At 63.4% G+C, this 19,058-nt stretch carries 18 protein-coding genes; 1 reads left to right on the top strand and 17 read right to left on the bottom strand.

Annotated elements, in window-relative coordinates; translation table 11 throughout:
* Nucleotides 1-6: 6 nt before the first annotated feature.
* From ISP20_RS08320 to ISP20_RS08240, 17 genes are all read right to left on the bottom strand, one after another.
* On the bottom strand, nucleotides 7-603 hold the full coding sequence (locus tag ISP20_RS08320) for a GNAT family N-acetyltransferase (protein ID WP_204635577.1): 597 nt from the start codon (nucleotides 601-603) through the stop codon (nucleotides 7-9).
* Nucleotides 604-606: 3 nt separating this feature from the next.
* Nucleotides 607-1,014, bottom strand: coding sequence for a ketosteroid isomerase-related protein (locus ISP20_RS08315; RefSeq protein ID WP_204635576.1), 408 nt, complete (start codon nucleotides 1,012-1,014; stop codon nucleotides 607-609).
* A gap of 85 nt (nucleotides 1,015-1,099) precedes the next feature.
* Complete coding sequence (locus tag ISP20_RS08310) at nucleotides 1,100-1,258, bottom strand: hypothetical protein (RefSeq protein WP_204635575.1); 159 nt, start codon at nucleotides 1,256-1,258, stop codon at nucleotides 1,100-1,102.
* A 99-nt stretch (nucleotides 1,259-1,357) separates the two neighbouring features.
* Nucleotides 1,358-3,754, bottom strand: a complete 2,397-nt coding sequence (locus tag ISP20_RS08305) for a heavy metal translocating P-type ATPase (protein ID WP_204635574.1) — start codon at nucleotides 3,752-3,754, stop codon at nucleotides 1,358-1,360.
* Nucleotides 3,751-4,176: a MerR family transcriptional regulator gene (locus ISP20_RS08300; protein ID WP_204635573.1), complete on the bottom strand. Its 426-nt coding sequence runs from the start codon at nucleotides 4,174-4,176 to the stop codon at nucleotides 3,751-3,753. Before ISP20_RS08300 ends, ISP20_RS08305 begins: the two co-directional genes overlap by 4 nt.
* Before the next feature lie 153 nt (nucleotides 4,177-4,329).
* Complete coding sequence (locus ISP20_RS08295; RefSeq protein ID WP_204635572.1) at nucleotides 4,330-5,076, bottom strand: hypothetical protein; 747 nt, start codon at nucleotides 5,074-5,076, stop codon at nucleotides 4,330-4,332.
* A complete protein-coding gene (locus ISP20_RS08290; RefSeq protein ID WP_338030979.1) occupies nucleotides 5,073-6,353 on the bottom strand; it encodes a GTP-binding protein in 1,281 nt (426 codons plus the stop codon). Before ISP20_RS08290 ends, ISP20_RS08295 begins: the two co-directional genes overlap by 4 nt.
* A 64-nt stretch (nucleotides 6,354-6,417) precedes the next feature.
* Entirely contained in the window at nucleotides 6,418-7,146 is a 729-nt protein-coding gene (locus ISP20_RS08285) for a DUF3299 domain-containing protein (protein WP_204635570.1), read from the bottom strand.
* The gene (locus ISP20_RS08280; protein ID WP_204635569.1) at nucleotides 7,146-8,402 is read right to left on the bottom strand and encodes an ABC transporter permease; all 1,257 of its coding nucleotides are present in this window, start codon (nucleotides 8,400-8,402) and stop codon (nucleotides 7,146-7,148) included. Before ISP20_RS08280 ends, ISP20_RS08285 begins: the two co-directional genes overlap by 1 nt.
* Before the next feature lie 3 nt (nucleotides 8,403-8,405).
* Nucleotides 8,406-9,107 carry an ATP-binding cassette domain-containing protein gene (locus tag ISP20_RS08275; RefSeq protein ID WP_204635568.1) on the bottom strand — a complete coding sequence of 234 codons (702 nt, stop codon included), beginning with the start codon at nucleotides 9,105-9,107 and terminating at the stop codon, nucleotides 8,406-8,408.
* Complete coding sequence (locus ISP20_RS08270; protein WP_204635567.1) at nucleotides 9,104-9,616, bottom strand: ZrgA family zinc uptake protein; 513 nt, start codon at nucleotides 9,614-9,616, stop codon at nucleotides 9,104-9,106. Before ISP20_RS08270 ends, ISP20_RS08275 begins: the two co-directional genes overlap by 4 nt.
* A gap of 197 nt (nucleotides 9,617-9,813) precedes the next feature.
* On the bottom strand, nucleotides 9,814-11,697 hold the full coding sequence (locus ISP20_RS08265) for a heavy metal translocating P-type ATPase (protein WP_204635566.1): 1,884 nt from the start codon (nucleotides 11,695-11,697) through the stop codon (nucleotides 9,814-9,816).
* Nucleotides 11,694-12,734: an SPFH domain-containing protein gene (locus ISP20_RS08260; RefSeq protein WP_204635565.1), complete on the bottom strand. Its 1,041-nt coding sequence runs from the start codon at nucleotides 12,732-12,734 to the stop codon at nucleotides 11,694-11,696. Before ISP20_RS08260 ends, ISP20_RS08265 begins: the two co-directional genes overlap by 4 nt.
* Nucleotides 12,731-13,684, bottom strand: a complete 954-nt coding sequence (gene hflC, locus ISP20_RS08255; protein ID WP_204635564.1) for a protease modulator HflC — start codon at nucleotides 13,682-13,684, stop codon at nucleotides 12,731-12,733. Before hflC ends, ISP20_RS08260 begins: the two co-directional genes overlap by 4 nt.
* Entirely contained in the window at nucleotides 13,681-15,570 is a 1,890-nt protein-coding gene (locus tag ISP20_RS08250) for an SPFH domain-containing protein (protein WP_204635563.1), read from the bottom strand. Before ISP20_RS08250 ends, hflC begins: the two co-directional genes overlap by 4 nt.
* A 252-nt stretch (nucleotides 15,571-15,822) precedes the next feature.
* On the bottom strand, nucleotides 15,823-16,941 hold the full coding sequence (locus ISP20_RS08245; RefSeq protein WP_204635562.1) for an acyltransferase family protein: 1,119 nt from the start codon (nucleotides 16,939-16,941) through the stop codon (nucleotides 15,823-15,825).
* Between the two features lie 234 nt (nucleotides 16,942-17,175).
* Nucleotides 17,176-18,078 (bottom strand): LysR substrate-binding domain-containing protein, encoded by a 903-nt coding sequence (locus tag ISP20_RS08240; RefSeq protein ID WP_204635561.1) that lies wholly within the window; start codon nucleotides 18,076-18,078, stop codon nucleotides 17,176-17,178.
* 106 nt (nucleotides 18,079-18,184) lie between these two features.
* On the opposite strand from ISP20_RS08240, the gene ISP20_RS08235 reads away from it, so the two are divergent.
* Nucleotides 18,185-18,901 (top strand): HAD hydrolase-like protein, encoded by a 717-nt coding sequence (locus ISP20_RS08235; protein ID WP_204635560.1) that lies wholly within the window; start codon nucleotides 18,185-18,187, stop codon nucleotides 18,899-18,901.
* Nucleotides 18,902-19,058 lie beyond the last annotated feature (157 nt).

The following is a 19,058-nucleotide window of genomic DNA, read 5'->3' as shown; positions in this document are numbered from 1 at the left end:
AGAGTTTCATGCATCCAGGGGGCGTAGCCAGAAACGCAGGCGATGGGAGGAAGGCGCCGGGGCATCGATCTCGGTCCAGTCCAGCTCGCAGAACATGTTGTCCTGGCGGTGGTAGCCGCGCTTGTTCCAGAACACGTCGTTGGGGCGATAACCGGCGGGCTGGCGCGCATCGTTGCCCGCGCGCTCGACCGCACAGAACGCTGTCCAGCGATAACCGCCGAGGGACCGCGCGTAATGCTCGCGAGCATCGAAGAACCGATGGCCGAGGCCCTGCCCGCGATACGCAGGCAACAACACCGACTCGCCAAAGTAATAGACCTCGTCCAGCACCATGCCACGCTCGACGAACGGCTGCTGGATGGCGGGCACCTCGTCGGCCAGCGCCATGCCGGTCGAGCAGCCAACCACCTCGTCGCCATCGAGCGCCAGCACGAACACGCTGCGGCGCGAACGCGCATAGGCCTCGAGATAGCGCTGCTCGTAGGCCATGTCGCCGTCGTACAGATACGGATAGTCGCGGAACACCGCGATGCGCAGGCGCGCCAAGGCGTCCAGGTGCGGCCTGACCGCTTCGCCGACGCTGGTGAGGATGCGCACGCTCATCGCTTAGTCGCCGGACACCTGCGCGATCCAGTCCTGGAGGTTGTAGTAGTTGCTGATGCGCGCCATGCGGCCGTCGCGGATCTCGAAGAACGCGCCGCCCGGCAGCACGTAGCGCTGGCCACGGGCAGGCGGCAGTCCTTCGTCGTCGGCAAGGTATTGTCCGTGCACGACATACTCGGCGGCAGCACGGTTTCCGTCCGCGCTCACCATCGGCACGATGTCGTGCAGCTGCTCGCGATAGCAGCGCTTCATCCGTTGCAGGAAACTGCGAAAGGTGTCGCGACCGCTCTCGCGATGCCCCTGGTTGATGTCGTGCGCCACGTCATCGGTCAGGCAGTCGAGCATGGCCTCCCAATCGCCGCGATTGAACGCGTCGTAGTAGCGGGCGATCAACTCGATGCTGGGGGACATGGCGGCATCCGGCGGGGCAAGGGGCGCACAGCTTAAAGCATGTGCCGCCCGCTTGATCGTTCCCTGCCCGTTGCCCTACCTCTCCTCAGAAGTGGACACCGGTGGCGCGCAGCGCCCAGTACATGCCGAACGCGGTCCAGAACATTTTCTTCAGCGCCTTGCCGGCGAGCCAGGCGACCAGCAGGCCCATCAGCAGGGGCAAGTGCTTTTCCAGGGTGCCGCGCGTGTCGTTGATGACGCTCATGATGAAGTTCTCCCCGCACCCCATCGGTGCGGGGAGAATCATCCGTCCTGCCACGCGGCCAAGGCAGGGAGCGGCGTCAGCCATCGCAGGTGACAAGCATCACACCCGGCGCAACCTCAACGCATTGCCCACCACCGAGACCGACGACAGGCTCATGGCCAGGGCCGCCACCATCGGCGACAGCATCAGGCCCAGCCAGGGATACAGCAGGCCCGCCGCCAATGGCACGCCCACCGCGTTGTAGACAAAGGCAAAGAACAGGTTCTGGCGGATATTGCGAACCGTGGCCCGCGAAAGCGCGAGCGCCCGCACGATGGCGCTCAACTCGCCCTTCACCAGGGTCACCTGCGCGCTCTCCATGGCGACATCGGTGCCGTTGCCCATCGCGATGCCGACATCGGCTGCCGCCAGCGCCGGGGCGTCGTTGATGCCGTCGCCGGCCATGGCCACCCGATGGCCTTGCCGCTGCAGCCGCTGGATCACTTCCGCCTTTTCGGCCGGTGACATGTCGGCATGCACTTCGTCGAGATCCAGCGCACTGGCCACGGCGCCCGCGGTGGCCAGGTTGTCGCCGGTGAGCATGACGATGCGCAATCCCTGCGCTCGCAGGTCGAACAGCGCCTGCGGCGTGCTGGGCTTGATCTTGTCTGCCACGGCGATCAGGCCTTCGAGCGCGCCATCGATGGTTAGAAACATCACGGTAGCGCCCTCGCCGCGCAGCGCGTCCGCGCGTGCCGCCGCTTCGTCGTCAAGCGGTACGCAGGCATTGGACAGCAGCCGGTGGTTGCCCAGCGTCACCGCATGCCCGTCGACCTCGCCTTCCACGCCGGCGCCGGTCACGCTGCGAAATTGCGAGGCCTGTGGCAGCGCGATGCCCTCCGCTTCCGCACCTCCGACAATGGCGCGTGCCAGTGGATGCTCGCTGAGGCGCTCCAATGCCGCTGCCATCGCGAGCAACTCGGCGCGCGGTACGTCGCCAAGACTCACCACGGCTTTCAGCGCCGGTTTGCCTTCGGTGAGTGTGCCGGTCTTGTCGACCACCACGGTGTCGATCGCACGCAGCGACTCGATCGCCGCTGCATCGCGGAACAGCACGCCGCCCTGCGCACCTCGGCCACTGGCCACCATGATGGAAATGGGCGTGGCCAGTCCGAGCGCGCACGGACAGGCGATGATCAGCACCGACACCGCCGCGACCAGTGCATAGGAAAAGCGCGGCTCGGGTCCGAGCCAGCTCCACAGCACGAAGGCCAGCACCGCCACAGCGACCACGGCCGGAACGAACCACGCGGCCATGCGATCGGCGAGGCGTTGCAACGGCGCCTTGCTGCGTTGGGCCTGTACCACCAGGGCAACGATCTGCGCCAACATGGTATGCGCGCCCACCCTATCCGCGCGCATCAGCAAGGCGCCATCCTGGTTCACGGTGCCACCCGTCACGCGCTCGCCACTGGATTTGCCCACGGGCAACGGCTCGCCGGTGAGCATGGATTCGTCCACATGGCTGCTGCCGTCGAGCACCACGCCATCGACCGGTACCTTTTCGCCGGGACGCACGCGCAACGTATGGCCGGCATGCACGGCATCGAGCGGCACATCATGTTCGCTGCCATCGGTTTCGACGCGATGCGCTGTCTTCGGCGCCAGACCCAGCAAGGCCTTGAGCGCCGCCCCGGTACGACGGCGTGCACGCAGTTCGAGGAAATCGCCCAGCGTCACCAGCGTAACGATCACCGCCGCTGACTCGAAGTACACGCCCACCCGGCCGTGCATATCGCGGAAACCGGCAGGAAACAACGACGGCGCGATGAAGGCGACAGCGCTGTAAAGCCACGCCACACCCGTACCCAGCGCGATCAGCGTGTACATGTTCGGCGACCATGGCCTGAGCGAATGCCAACCGCGCGCAAAGAACGGAGCGCCGCCCCACAGCACTACCGCTGTGGCCAACACGGCTTCGCCCCACACCGCCACGCGATCCCATGGCGACGGCAGATGCCAGCCGAACAGATGCGGCCCCATCGCGAGCAGGAACACCGGCAGCGTCATCGCGGCAAGCGCCCAGAACCGGCGCGACATGGCGCGCAATTCGTGGCCATCGTCCTCGTCGAGGCTGGGCATCATCGGTTCCAATGCCATGCCGCACTTCGGGCAATGGCCGGGACCGATCTGCTGCACTTCCGGATGCATGGGACAGGTGTAGACGGCGCCTTCGATCACGGGCGCCGGTTCGGCTGACGGCTGGAGGTAACGTGCAGGTTCAGCGAGAAATTTCTCCTTGCAACGTTGCGCGCAGAAGTAAAATGTATCGCCGTGGTGTTCGGCCTGATGCTTGGCGTGGGCGGGATCCACGGTCATGCCACATACCGGATCCTGGGCAAGGACGGCATGTTGGTGATGCGCCGACGTTTCCGCTTGCCCCGCGCAGCACGACGATGCCGTTGGCGAAACAGGCTCGACTTTGGCGCTGCAGCAGGCGTGCTCATCCGCGCTCATGCGTCGCCCTCCTGTCCGGTGAGCGCCTTGAGGATGGGACACTGATCCGGCGAACCATGCCCCGGACACGCCTCGATCAACTGCTCCAAACCGTCGCGCACGCGGCTGAGTTCCGCGATGCGTTCGTCGATGGCAGCCAGCCGCGCCTCCGCACGCTTCTTCACCGCTTTCACGCCCCGCTGGCGATCCGCCGAAAGCGCTAGCAGATCGCGGATCTCCTCCAGCGTAAAACCAAGATCCTTCGCGCGCCGGATAAAGCGAAGCTGCCGCACCGCCCCTTCGTCGTAACTTCGATAGCCCGACGCCCGCCGCAACGGCTCGGGCAACAAGCCCTCGCGTTCGTAATAACGAATGGTATCGATCGCCACGCCGACGCGCCGGGCGACGGCTCCAATGGTCATGGGGGTGCTGGACGTGTTCATGACGCCAAGTCTAGACCTTTGATCAAGGTCCAGAGTCAAGCCTTGGTTGGCGTGGCTTCTTGTCCAGGGCCCTCAATCCTGGCACTGGCTTTGACGACAGCACTTATCAGCGCAACTGCGGTTAGCAGGCGTGGTGTCGTGAAGCCATCCCGGTTACTGGCATGTAAGAGGCAGCCCATCGACCACATGCTGAATATCGGTGGCAGCCTGCTCGGGCATCGCGTCTTCGCTATGGCACACATGGAGGATCGCTGCCCGTGCGTTGCGGCGAAGGCCAGTGCATTGCCATGCGCGTACGTCATCTAACGGCAGCTTTGCGTAGACAACGGTGATGCAGCTGTCGGCCACTCGCTGCTCCAAGTCCGGGCCACGCTCCTCAGGCCCCCCGACCAAAGCAGGCGTAAAGTAACTTTCCGGGAACGCGCGCACGTAAGCTTCCGGGTCCAGCACGCTGCTATAAGCGCCAATGCGCAGTGCCAAAGGCTGCGTACAGTTGGCGCGTTCCACGATCGCATTCACGATGTGACCGATGTCGCGCCGAAGGCTTTCAGGGTACGGATCCGCTCCGCCGCCTGCGGACAGCACAGGCAGATGCGCAATAACCGCCATTCGCGGCAAATCATGGGCACGGGAAGGTTGGCAGCGTCCACGCAGGGTAGCCATGATGAGGAAGATCACATCGTTGGCTATGCTCTCGTTCTCCTGCATGCGTGCGCCCACCCGAGCAGCCTCAGCACCGGTGGTTACGACCGGCACTGCAGAACGTCCCAAGGAAGCCGCTGCCGGCACCTCGGGAAGCGACGAGGTGGATGCGACCTTCCGAACGTTCGACTCGATGATGCATACCCCGAGAACAACCGCTGCAGTGACAAGTCCCGCGGCGAGCACCCAGCGCTTCATCGCGTAGCAGGCGACCAGCTCGGAAACGGATCAGGCAAGCTTTGCCAGGCCACGGCGCCGCGAACGAGTTCCTGGTCGGTGAGCAGGCAAGCATCGAGCTCAGCGCGCACCTCCGCCTCAGGCAAATCGACGCCAATCAAGACCAGCTCCTGGCGGCGATCACCATAAAGGGGGTCCCATATTTTGAGCAGGGCCTGGCGCTGAGCCGCATTCGGCAGTTCGTTCGCGTCTGGCGGATCGACCGCCAGGTCATTGTTATCGAACGGGCGATGCTGGCCCTGCTGCACGCGCTCGCGGCTCGCCCACCACTGCCCCGCCAGGGTCACCTCCGTGGCTCCGCCAGCCACGGCCAGGTTGCCGACGCCATCCATGCGCGACGCCAGCCAGAAGTAGCCCTTCGCGCGAAGCACTCCCGGGATCCCGCGATTGAGGAGTGCATGCAAGCGCTTCGGGTGAAACGGTCGCGTTGAGCGGTAGACGAAACTGGTGATTCCGTATTCTTCCGTTTCGGGCGTATGCACGCCCATCAGCTCTTTTACCCAGCCAGGTGCCGTCTTGGCCTTGTCGTAATCGAACAAACCCGTGTTCAGTATCTGGGCCAGATCGATTTCGCCGTACGTTGCGTCCACCAACCTTGCGTCGCGATTGAGAGCGCGAAGAACTTTCCGCACGTTGCGATGTTCCAGTTCATCGAGTCGATCGCACTTGTTGATGACGATAACGTCGGCGAACTCGACCTGTTCGGTGAGCAAGTTGACCAGCGAGCGGCCATCCTCGCCGCCGTTGGATTCGCCACGCGCCGCGAGCGAATCGGCGGAGCAAAAGTCTGCAAGGAAGTTGCGCCCGTCGACCACCGTGACCATGGTGTCAAGACGAGCCACATCCGACAACGAAAAACCCGCTTCGTCGCGCACGTGGAACGTGGCTGCAACGGGAAGTGGCTCACCAATACCGGTCGACTCGATCAACAAGTAATCGAAACGGCCTTCGCCAGCAAGACGCTTCACTTCGTTCATCAGGTCGTCGCGAAGCGTGCAGCAGATGCACCCATTTGAAAACTCGACGAGCTTTTCGTCCGTTCGACTGAGATTGGCGCCGCCATCGCGTATGAGCGAGGCGTCGATGTTCACTTCGCTCATGTCGTTGACAATGACGGCCACACGCCGTCCGTCGCGATTCGTCAATACATGGTTGAGCAAGGTGGTCTTTCCGGCGCCGAGGAATCCGGAAAGGACGGTCACGGGTAGCGGCTCGCGCCGCGATTCAAGGGGAAGCACAGTCAGGTTCCTGTGGTCTTGGACGGTCCAGTCGACCCAGAGAGAAGAGGAACGGGATACTTGTTCACTCGAAGGCCTGGCGAAGCCGGTCAGCGTCCGAATCGTTTTCGTGATAAGCGCCGAGCGACGCGTCGGCCATGCCATAGGCGGAGGCGGCCATCGCGTTTTGCGTAACCTCGGTGTGCAACACGCCCCGAAGCGTGAGCGGGTCATACAGGCTAGGCGTGTCGATGCCTTTGGCGAGCTTTACATGGATGAGCATGTTCGGCGGCGGTGGCGGCACATGGATGCACGCGCCATAGAACGGCACGAAGAAAAACTCCACCATCTTGCCGTCGTTGTCGGACTCAAGCGGCACGACATAGCCCGACAGCTTGACCTTTTGGTTGTTGAGCGCCTCCACCGTGTGCAGGGTGCCAACCTGTTTCATGCGCTGGTTGCCGACATGCAACACCGGCGGTGCGTTCTCCAACGTCTTGATGTCTTCGGGCGGGACCATGTGGCTCCAGTCAAGGTCTGCGTAGCCGTTTTCGTCACGCAGGCCGAGCAGCGGGGAGTCCGACGTGGACACGGCTTTAGGTGAGCCGTGCGCGGCATCGAACGCTCGGGCTGCTTCGATCCCGTTGGCTTGCGCTTCGGTGCGCGCGGCACGATCGGCGTCGGCTACGGCTTGCGCCGAGGCGACCGCCGATGTCGTAGCACTGGCTGGTGCAGGCGAGCCCGCATCATTGGCTCCGCCACACGCTGAGAGCGCAGCGGCCACTATGGCAATCAAGAGAACTTGAGCTTTCATCAGAGGCGTACCTGAAGACCGTCGGCGAGCGAACGGCGATAAGCAATCCAACCCGGAATGCATCCGGCCAGCGATCCCAAGGCAAGCACGACCACGAGCAGCAGCCATTCACCCGGCGCCGGGTTCTGGTCGATGACCAGGCCCGCAGTAGCCAGGAGATAGTTGTGGGCAACGGCCGTGGTGGCATCGAGCAAGACGACGCCTGCGATCATGCCGGCGACCGTCAGGAGCGTGCTTTCCATCACCAGCAGGGCAAACACGGTGCGGGTGGAGGCGCCGACCGCGCGCAACACGGCCATTTCCCGGCGCCGCTCACCAAGCATGCCGAGCAGTGCGGTAAGCATCCCGGACATGCCCACGAGCAGGACCATCGCACTGACCACGCGCAAAGCACTTTCGGCCGTGCCGACCAGATGCCACAACTCGCCCAAGGCCACCCCGGGCAGCACCGCCAACAAGGGCTCTTCGGGGTAGTCATTGATGGCGCTTTGAACCGCGAAGGCGGAGAGCCGCGAATGCAGGCCGACGAGCGTCGCGGTGATGGCCTTGGGAGTCAGGTCCATGTGGCGCGCTTGCTCCGCCGATGCCTCCATGCCCGGCAACCGAATGCCCGAGTGCCAATCGACATGGATGGCTTCGATAGCTTCCAGACTCACGGCAATCGATGCGTCCACGGGTGTACCGGTGGGCGCCAACACGCCGCTGACACGAAATGGCTTATCCGCATGCGTGGCCAGGTTGGCTCCGCCCAAGCCGTGCGAAAGGACGATCCGGTCACCCACCTTGTAGCGCAACTGGCTCGCCACTTCTGAACCGATGACCGCGTCGTACAGATCCGAAAAGGGCTGGCCGCTGGCGAAGGCCAATGCGTTGCCACGCCCATAATGGTAGTGGACGAAAAAATCGCTGTTCGTTCCCGTAACGCGAAATCCCCGATGCGAATCGCCGAGAGAGAGCGGCACGGTCCAGGCGACTTCGGGCATCGCCCGAATGTCCTGATAGCTCTTCCAGGTGATGTTGTTGGTGGCCTCACCCACATGGAAGATCGAGTAAAGCAGCAAGGTGACCGGGCCGCTGCGCGCACCCACCAGGAGGTCAGTTCCCGACACGGTGCTGGCGAATCCAAGCCGGGCGTCGGTCCGCACGCGTTCGACGCCGAGCAGCAGAAACACGCTCAATGCCACGGTGAAGACGGTGAGCGCCACGCCGGCTTTTCGCTGGCGCATGCTCTTGAGCGTCAAGGAAAGCAACCTCATGATTCAGGACTCCACGGGCGCGCTGGCCAATGCAACGGTGCGGTCAAAATGGCGGGCCAACGCGAGGTCATGACTGACGAACACCACGCCAGTACCGTAGATCGCGCACTCTTCCAGCAGCAGTTTCAGGAAGGCATCGCGGCTCGATGCGTCGAGCGCGGAGGTCGGCTCGTCGGCCAGCAATAGCGCGGGGCCACCTATAAGCGCCCGCGCCGCGGCCACGCGCTGTTGTTGCCCCACACTGAGTTCGCCGGTCTTTGTCCGCGACCAGACGTGTGCGCCCAGACCGAGCGAAGAGAGAAGCCGCTGGGCTTCCGCGGCCATGCGCACATGGGTGCCACCGGCGCGCTTTCTGCGCTCGGCCGACCAGGCACAACCAAGCAGCACATTCTCGATCGGCGTGAGGAACGGCAGAAGGTTGAACTGCTGAAAAATGTAGCCCAGGTGGTTCGCGCGGAAGCGATCGCGGGCCGCTGCCGACATCGAACTGAACGACGTATCGAGTATCAGGACATCACCCGAGGACGGCGCAAGCACGCCAGCGAGCAATCCCAAAAGCGTGCTCTTGCCGCTGCCGCTGGGCCCGTGGAGGAATAGCGATTCGCCACGTGCTGCCGCCAGATCTTCCAAGGCCAGCGCATGGCCCCCGTCCGGCCAGAAATGACGAAGCGCACGCGTTCGCAATAAGGGCTGCGCGGTGCTCATTGCTGGATGTCGACCCGCGTGGTCGTGCCGTCCAGGGCCTGCTGATTGCTTCCGGCTGCCGTGATCAGATTGACGACGACTTTTTGAACGGAAGGGAACGCGGATGCCAAGCGGACATCAAGATGGTCAAGCTGGCCTGGCGTATTGCACGTGTAGTGATAGGTCGCATCGAAATCCGCATGACCGCCCGGTTCAGCGGCGCCGCCAAATCCGTGCGGAGACACCTTTGCCGAAGCGAGCGTGCAGTGCGCCGCCGCAGGCACGACGAACCATGTCGGCTGATTGAGCGTGGCAATCGCCTTATCCACGGCAGCCTGTTCGGCGGGCGAGCCCGGCGGGTGCTCAAAGCCAACGGCATCGTGGCCCGGCAGGCTGGCGGCCACATCCATCTCGCGGGCGTCGATCGACACATTGACGCTGGCTTGGCCGTGGACATGAGGACCGAGATGCCGCTCTTCTGCCGTGGCAGCCATCGAAGTCAGCAACAGGAGCGAGGAGAGAACCGACATGGACGCTTTCATGGATCATGCCTCAATATGTTATGTTATAACATACCTTACATGACACCCGTCCGTTGCGGCCAGCCTTTTTCAACGGTATGTGCCATCAGGCATGGTCGTGACAGAAGCCACACACTGCTGCTCGAAACCTCGCCGGCATCCGGCGCGCAGCCGCGGCGAAAACCAAACGTCGCGGGGTTAGCGCCTCAGGCTTCAGTGAACTTCATCAAGCGTCCTGAGTTGGCGATCACCACGAAGGCCCCCACGTTCTGAAGCACCGCGGCAGCCAAGGCGCCGTTGGCCGACCACCCGCCGGTGATGGCGACGATGATCAAGGCCAAGGTCCAGGCCGCGCTCAATCCAAGATTCACCCGAAGCGTGCGCCGCGTGCGCCGCGCAAGCCTGAGCGCTGTGGCGACGCGCGAAAAATCGTCACCGGTCAGCACGATGTCTGCCGAGGCCAGGGCGATATCACTGCCCTGCCCGCCCATCGCCATACCGACCAACCCCGCTCGCAAAGCCAGTGCGTCGTTGATGCCGTCGCCCACTACCAGCGGCTTTCCACCATCGGCCACGACCGATTGCACGAAAGCCAGTTTGTCGGGAGGCAACGCACCCGCTACGACTTCGTCCAACCCCACCAGTGCCGCCACGCGGTCTGCTTCCGCCTGACGGTCGCCGGTCAACAAGGCTTGCCGGCCTAAACCCAGTGCGTGAAGCGACGTCAGCGTCTCGGCGACGCGATCACGCACTTCGTCGGCCAGGCAGACCCAGCCCAACAATTGTCCCGCTTCCGCGACGGCGGCCACGGGACCGTCGTGACGCGGGGGCTCGTGAACCGGCACGTCATGTCGCGCCAACAGCGACTCGCGCCCCATCAGTACCTCTCCGAGGGCGCTCCGGGCGCGCATTCCGAACCCGGCTTCCTCTTGTACGTCATCAAGCATGGCTGGCTCGGCAGCCAGATGGGCAATCGCGCGGCCCACCGGATGGCTGCTGGCGCCGCCCAGCGCAGTCGCTACCGCTTCCAGTCGTGTGACATCGACGCCTTCCGCGGGTTGCAAGCGCACCACGCGCAGGCGCCCGGTGGTGACGGTGCCGGTCTTGTCGACGACCAACGCATCGGCTTCAGCCAACCGCTCGAACACCACGCTGCTCTTCACGAGTACGCCGTGCCGGGCCGCCACACTCACCGCGGCGAGCGCGGTCGAAGGGGCCGCCAAGACCATCGCCGAGGGACACGCGGCGACGAGCAACGCCAATACGGCACCTGTGTTCTGCGTGGTGAACCAAAGCATCAGCGCGATCAGGAGCACCAGCACCAGATAGCGTCCGGCATAGCGTTCCAGAAGACGGGTAATCGGCGGCTTGCTGCGCTCGGCGTCCTGCATGAGCGCCACCACACGCCCCAGCGCCGACTGCGATCCCACGCGCGACACCTGCACATGAAGCAAGCCGTTGAGGCTCAGTGAGCTACCGAGCACCGTATCGCCGCGCGCCACTTCGACCGGCAAGGATTCGCCCGTAAGCGACGCTGTATCGATGCTGGCCGTGCCCGACAGCACCACACCGTCGGCGGCCACCCGATCGCCCGGGCGCACCTCGATGACGTCGCCGGCGACCAACGATTCAACAGATACGATGCGCACGTCGTCGCCAACGACCTGCCGTGCCGTGGTCGCTGTCAGGGCCGAGAGCGCTTCCACGGCTTCGCGTGTGCCCAGCAAGGAGCGGTCTTCGAGCATCTGCCCGACCAGCATGATGACCGGCAACAGTGTTGCAGTGACAAAATTCGCCGAGACAAGGCATGCCAGGATCGCCAGTGCAACCAGTTGGTCGACCACTCCGTGCAGGTCGGGCTGGTTGAGGCTGCGAATGGCGGCCGCGAACGCTGGCCCCGCCACCAGCAAGGCCGCGATGGCTTGAAGCAACGCGACCTCCACCGTCCGCGCAGGGGCCAGCGCGGATAGCGCAAACGAAAACATCAGGATGCCTGCGGCAAGGAGCACGGCGACGATGCGCAGTCGCCAACGGTGACGCTCGGTGCCAGTCAACAGCAGCGTGCCCGCATCGGCGGAGGTGACGCTCATGGGCTTGCTCCGAAAATGAAGGTATGCGCTTGCGAAGTGACCGGCACGGTTTCGATCTTTCCCGCGATGTCGAACAACGACTTGATGCGATCGCGATAGGTTCGTTCAACGATCGTGCGCCGATCGAGCGACGGATCGCGCCCCAACGACAGGACGAGTGCGGTGCGCGCCTGAGCGGTGCGGACCGACTCTTCAGCACGTGCACGCGCTTCGTCGATGAGCGTCTGGCGTCCTTGCTCGGCGATCTGACGCCGGGCTTCCGCCGTGGTGCGCGCGTCGGCCAGCGATCGCTCGGCCTGCTGCTCAACGGTCAATACGGTGTCGAAGGATTCTTTGGCGCCGCCAGGGATGGAAGGGACGACATCGATCCGCGCGACCTGGATGCCGATGCCTGAGCCTTGGCCCGACGCTTGACTGAGCCGCTGGTTCACCGCTTGCACGAGCTCCGCTGCAAAACGCTCCCGTTGGGCGACCAGACGGGGAGCGCCGGCGGCTTCGGGACGCGCGACGAGGATGCCGTCGAGCGACCGACGGGCGCACAGTTGGACCGCCGCCGCAATCAGCGCGCGCCGAAGCATGGGTTCGATGTGATCGCCCGCAATGATGTACGCCACCGGATCATCGATCTGGTAGAACAACATGGTGCGCAGATGCACCACGGCGCCATCGCCCGTCAGGAAGAACCAGGTGTTGTCGCGCGCGTTATCCGAAGCGATGAATCCCTGCCCTGGAGCGCCGGCAATGCGCTCGTCCAACGGAGATCGGCTTTCCAGCGCTTCAGGTGCGAACTGCACCTGCCGCCCCTGCGAAGGCAACAAGACAACTGAATCGATGGGCGATGGCCAGGTGAGCAGCAGGCCGGGACCCGCCGTCCGAACGACTTGCCCAAACCGCATGACAACGGCTCGATTTTCCGGGGGTACGCGCTGGATGCCGCGCACCAGCCACATCCCCGCCAACGCCGCCACCAGCGCAAACAGCAGCCGAAAGGACCAGGTCAAGGTCTCGGCAAGAATCGTAGGGCGCGCCGCCGTCATGGATTTTTCTTCCCCGCCCCCGGCGTGGGACCATCGACCAGCATGCGAAAGGGTGCCGCGTCGGTGCGCAATACGATTCGCGTGCCAGGGCCAACTGCCGCATCCATCGTGTCGAAGGATCGAAGGATCGTGTAGAGCCTGGGGTCGGTGGCATAGGCTTGCTGGTAGATCGCCGTCGATTTGGTTTGTGCGTCGGCTTCAATGGACGCCGCCTCCGCCTTGGCACTGGCCAAGGTGATGCGTGCATCGCGTTCGGCTTCGGAAACGATCTGCGATGCCTGGCGCTGGCCTTCCGCCGAGCGCTGTGCTGCCACGGTATCTCGCTCGGCCTTCATGCGCTGAATGGTGGCCTGCAAGGCCTCGGTGGAGAGCGTCAGGCGCTCTATGCCCACTTGACGGATCTCTGTGCCATACACGCGCCGGGCCTGATCACCGATGAGGCGGCGCAGCCGGGACTCGAGGTCATCGATGCGGACCTTGGACGGATCCGTGTTTACCAGCTGCGCCAGATCAAAACTGCTCGTGGTGATTTCAAGCGAAGAAGCCATCAGGCTGCGCAATTGCGACGCCGCCACGTCGGGGTCGTTTTGCACGGAGCGCAAGAACAGCTCTGCCGCATCGGCGCGTGCCGGCACCGACCAGACCACATACGCCTGCACCAGCACGCGCAGGCCATCGCGCGTCCCTACGTCCTGCAAGCCACTGGAGGTGGTTCGCAAGCGCAGGTCGATGGGCGTGGTCGATTCGATCGGAATGGGCCACTTGAGCGACGCGCCCGGCGCCAGAAGCACGCGAACAGGACGTCCGAACCGAGTGACCACGACACCCTCGCCGGGACTGACGATGACCAGACAACCCGACGTCAGAGCAAGGATCAGAATGACGATGGCGACCGTCCAACGTACGCCACGGGATCGCCTGGAAGCCGCGGATGATTCGATGATGCTCAAGGGGTTCCCCCGGTTCCGGCCGCGACGGGGCGAAGGTCCAGTGTGGCCTTTTCGCTGTCTAGGCGATGGTCGATGATGGTCAAATGGGCGCGACCGAGCGCGCTGCCGACGTGGGTCAGCCACGACTCGAATACAAAGACATCCGGCCCGGCACGCTCGCTCTTCGTGCTGGCCTGGAAGGTCGTCAGCGTCGCTTGCGCTGCAGCGAGCTGCTCGCTCGCGTCGGCGCGGGCCAGGGTCAGCGCGTGCGTTGCGTCTTCAGCTGCCGTACCTCGCAGCGCATACGCGCGCGCCAGGCTTTTGAAGCGCGTGGCGTCGCTGATCACGCCGGCAGCCTGCACATAGTGATAAGCCGCGGCGGCACCGCTGGGCGGATGGATGGCTTCGACCACGACATTGATGACCGATATGCCTGCATGCAGCGCCGCAATGCGCGCCTGCAAGTCCTGCCGGAAGCGCTCGACGAATTGCGCACGATTCTCGCCGAGCAGTTCGTCCAACGTGGACGACGAAAAATGGGACACGAGCAACCGCCCTGCCGTGGCGCGGATAAGCGATGCCGGCTCCATCGCCCCGTACACTGCCGCCATCGCTCCGTCCGAATCGTCCGAGGCGCGAAACACCACGCGAAGATCGACGTTGACGATCTGGAAGCCCTCTCGATCGCCCGAACGGCTGGCGATGAGGTAGCTCGCTTCGCCGGGATGGGAGCCATCCCACAGGCGATCGGCCGTGGGACCTGGAATGGCTTCGGCACCCATCGCCCCCTCGGCATCCGAGGCGCCCGCGCTGGCAAGCTCCGCCAGCAGCCGGCCGCCCGGTTTAGCCGAAAACACGATGGGCAGTTGATGCACGACACCCAGTTCGACCGGTCGAGCGCGCCCGACCGGCCACGGCCAGTGGACATGAATGCCTGGCCCCTCGACCGCAACAGGCACACCCAATCGCTCGATGACGGCCCGCTCAGTCACGCCCAGCACCGTCACGGCCGTCGACAACCAGGCCAGGAGCAGCACGAACAGCGCCACCGGCGGCGCCGCGCGCACCATGAAGGCCAACACCCAGCTTCGCGCGAGGTCGATGCCATAGGCGTTGCGCAGCCACAGCGCGGCTCTTCCGGCCCGCGGCCAGCCCCATCGCAGAAGAGAAGGCGACCACGGCAACGCGGGATTCTGGCGTGTGGCAAACGGCCCCAAGGGCAGGAACACTTGAGCAATGGAGCGCAGCAGCGTCTCGATGGTCGCCAACGCCAGCACGGCTGCAACGACATAGATGAGCGTGTTGGCCCACAGATAACCTTGAGCCGCAAAGAGCGTGGCGCCACCGCCCAGCAATGCGGCGACCAGCGGCACCCGAACGAGCACGTCAATGCCGGGTCCTGACGAGACAGGGTGTGCGTTCGCGACGCGCTGGAGAAAAACCAGCGGAATGGTAGCCGCCAAAAGCACGATCGCGCCCCACAGCGGTGGCTGAGCGACAGCCCAGCCCGGCGTTCGCAGGAAGCTCACCGTCGCATCGAGCACCAATCCGTTACCCAGCACAGTGACGGCGCCGGGCACCCAATCACCCGCCCAGTCGATCCTTTCGAAGCGCGCACGCAGGCGGCGTTCCAGCAGCACCACTTTGGCCAATGGCGGGAATCCTGGAAGCTTGGGATGGACCGTCGCCCGCACAGGCCTGGTCCATGTCTCCGTGCGTCGACGCACGCGACTCACCCATGCCTCTCCGGCCAATCCGGTTGCCGAGAAGAGCAGAGCCAACCCGGTCATCCGCAATGCGAGCGGAGTCAGCGCGAGCGCGATCATCGCAAGAACAAAGGTGCCGGCCGCGGCACCGGCATAGACCCACGGCGCGACGACGCGTCCGGTTCGCGTGCTCTGGCTCATCACGCGTCAACACCGGCGAGGTACGACCATGAGGGCGACTTATCGGCGAGAAAAGGCGAAGGCGTGAAAGGTGACGGCATGGCAATGATCGGCGTGGCGACGCGTGAACGTTATGTTATAACGTACCGATCAAGCAAGTTTCTATTTCTTACGCCTCGGAACAGCGCTGCCGCAAATAAAAACGCTTCCGTTCGCCTGCCCTGCTCGCGGCAGGCACTGCCACACCGCTCGCGGCCCTGTCGCGCCTGGCAATCAAGCCACCCGGCCGTACTCGGCTGCTCTGCTTTCCTTGGGACCGGACAGCTTCTTGCCGAAGTTGTTTGCCGGAATTTCGACATACCTATGGACGAGGAATGCGACTAGGACGGCCACGCCCAAGCTGATCATCCATGCGAACGTGAAGGACAGGCCCTTGCTGATCAGGATGGGCATGGCGACGTAGCCGATCATGGAGTGAACCAGATAGAGCGGAAAGCTGATGTCGGCCAGGAAGTCGAGCATCCTGTTTTGTTTGAACCTGCCTCGGAACAGGTAACACAGCGAAAACAGCATCAAGGCATAGGTGTAGTTCTTCGTCAGCGCGCCAAACAGTCCTGTTTCATAGAACGAGTTGATCGTCACAAACAGGGCATAGACGATGGCCCCATAACCAAGCGCGACCTTGGCGCTGAGCTCGCGATAGAGGACGTAATAAAACAGGCAGCCAAGAAACATGAACGAGATGAACTTCATGTCCGATACCGCATATGAAACCAGCGATGCTGAATTCATCCCATGGGTCGAGAAGAAAGCGACGACGCAACACAAGGCCATGAATCCAATCGACAGCCGCATGACTTGATGAGCACTTTTTCCGGCCACGCTTACCAGCGCAAAGATCACATAGAACTTGAGCTCCACCGCCAGTGACCAGCTCACGAAATCCAGCGAAGGCAAACCAGACGCGCTGTGGATGAGCGGGATATTCCTTGCCAGGAACGAGGTGCTAATCCTGTCCGACAACGGCGTCGACCAGTACCACGAGCAGATGAAGTACATGGCGATGCTTATCAGCAGACAGAACCAGTAGACGGGATAGATGCGAAAGAACCGCCTCGCCAGGAACTGACCGGTCGAAATATTTCTCAGGCTGATCGGGATGACAAAGCCGCTTATCAGAAAAAATACGGCGACACCGAAAGCGCCGTAGAGGAATCCGCCCCATGCCGGTGACAATACGTGCTGCGTATAGGCCGGCCTAACCGGCACAAAACTGGCAGGCGTCCCGATCAACCCGCGCACGCCGGGCGAGAAGAAGATCCCCCAGAAGTGGTTGATGACCACCGATAGCGCCGCAATCGCCCGCAGCTGATGGGCAAACCTGACTTTCATGCGGGTCGCCGTTGGCCTGTCGCGTTCAACATGTCGCGATCCGAACGGCGAGCTTTGAACCCGGATGAGCCGGCATATTCAACGTCCTCCCAAGTGGGCATGCCTACTGGACGACACCATCCATCGGCGCTGCTTGCGACGACGAGTCCGCCTCATCGATCCACCCTGTTAGTGCCCGGCATTGCCGAATGCGTTGCGATGCCGATCCGAGTCGCCACGTCCACCGCACGCTTGTCAGGGACGTTGCGGGTAGACCAGCGACAATGCAGGCGTGCTAACGATCTGCTTGATGAATCTGCTGACCGCAGCGGACGGTTCCTGGCGGCGGTAGATCGCCGCGACGGCGGAATCGATGGGCGCCCCGGCCAGCGGTTTGAACCGGATGCCGGGCATGTTCACCACATCCTTGAGCACGCTGGGCACGATGGCCACGCCGGCGCCCACGGACACCTGGGTAAGCACCGCGAACAAGCTACCGGGCACCATGCCGATCCGTGGCGTAAAGCGTCCGCGTTTTCCCACCTCATAGGTGCCCTGCGATTGCTCCGGAACAATGAAGGTTTCTCCAGCCAATGCTTTTGCCCGCAGAGAGCCGGGCGCGCCAGCCAACACGTGCGCTGAAGGCAACGCTGCACAGAACACATCATGCAAGAGCGTGTGTGACGTCAATGCAGCGGGGAGCTGCATCGGAAGGCGAACCAGGCCAACGTCGATGCGCCCTTCCTCCAGCAATGGCGGAAGGACATGCATGGGGCGTTCTTTGGCGACGATCACCACGTCCGGCCAGGCTTGGCGGTAGCGCTGCAACTGCGCCTGCAGGACGCCCGCATAGGCGGCCGAGCCGACGTAACCAACCTCGATATGCCCCATCTCCCCGCGTCCGGCGCGTTGCCCCACGCTTTGCGCGCGCTCGAATTGGGCCACGGCAAGCCGTGCCTCCCCGAGAAAAGCCTCGCCCGCCGGGGTCAAGGCGACCGATCGTCTGGAGCGGGTAAACAGGTGCGCATGCAGGGCGCGTTCCAATTCCTGGATCTGCACCGTCAGCGTCGGCGCGGAAATGGCCAGCCGTTCCGCCGCCTTGGCGAAATGCAGCTCTTCGGCGACGGCTATGAAATAGCGGAGATGGCGAAGTTCCATGGCACGCTCTTTATTAGTTTTAACCTAATTTAGATCAGCGCCACAGGGAATGAAACGAAACAATGAAGCGAGTCCAATGGGGCGGCACTCAAACCAAGGCAATGCAATGACCGGGCGTTCAACCGATGCGAACAAGGCTTTTACCCTGGATACCGATCGTGTGGCGGTCTTTGACCTCGATGGCACGCTTGTCGATTCGGTCGACGGCATCGCAGTGGCGATCAATCGACTACTGCGCGCAAAGAAGGCCCTCCCTCTTCAGCGCGAAGAAGCTTCAGCTTTGCTCGGTCACGGTCTCGATGCATTCGCCAAAGCGGCCTGTGAATCGAGAGGCGTCACGTTGACCGACGACGAACTCTGGCGCTTCCACCACGACTATCTATCCAACCCGCTGATTGGAACGAAGCTATATCCCCGCGTGCCCGCAACTCTCAGCCTGCTGGCGCAGAAAGGATGGCGTTTGGCCGTCTGTACCAACAAGTCCGAAGCACCCGCGATCGCCATTCTCAATGGCCTGGCGATCTTCGATTATTTCGATGTCATCTGCTGCGGCGACACCGTAGAACAACAAAAGCCCCATCCTGGACACCTGTCCGAAACACTGCAGCGCGGTGGGTTCCGGCACCTGCCTGCAGTGATGATTGGCGATCATGCGGTCGACGTCGCAGCGGCATCAGCATCCGGCATGGCGAGTGTCTTCGCTGGCTGGGGCTACGGCCATACCGAGCCTGCGTTCCGACCATCGGCTGTCGCCAGCTCGTTTGAGGATCTGCCCGGCATCCTGGAATCGCTGATCCCGGCGCGATCCCGATCGCTGGCCTAAGAAAGCCGAAGGGGTTCAACCCCGTTACCAGTCTGCAACACTGTGGTTGACGGTGGGGTGGCGGCCCCAGCAGAACATCCATGTGCGTGCAGTAACAGGACTCACGTCACTACGACACTTTCACTGTCGCCGGGCCTATGCTTCCTCCGGCATGGAG

The sequence above is a fragment of the Dyella kyungheensis genome (assembly GCF_016905005.1).
Taxonomy (GTDB): domain Bacteria; phylum Pseudomonadota; class Gammaproteobacteria; order Xanthomonadales; family Rhodanobacteraceae; genus Dyella; species Dyella kyungheensis.
Note: the sequence above shows the minus strand (reverse complement) of the source record. Positions and strands in the feature narration are given on the sequence as shown.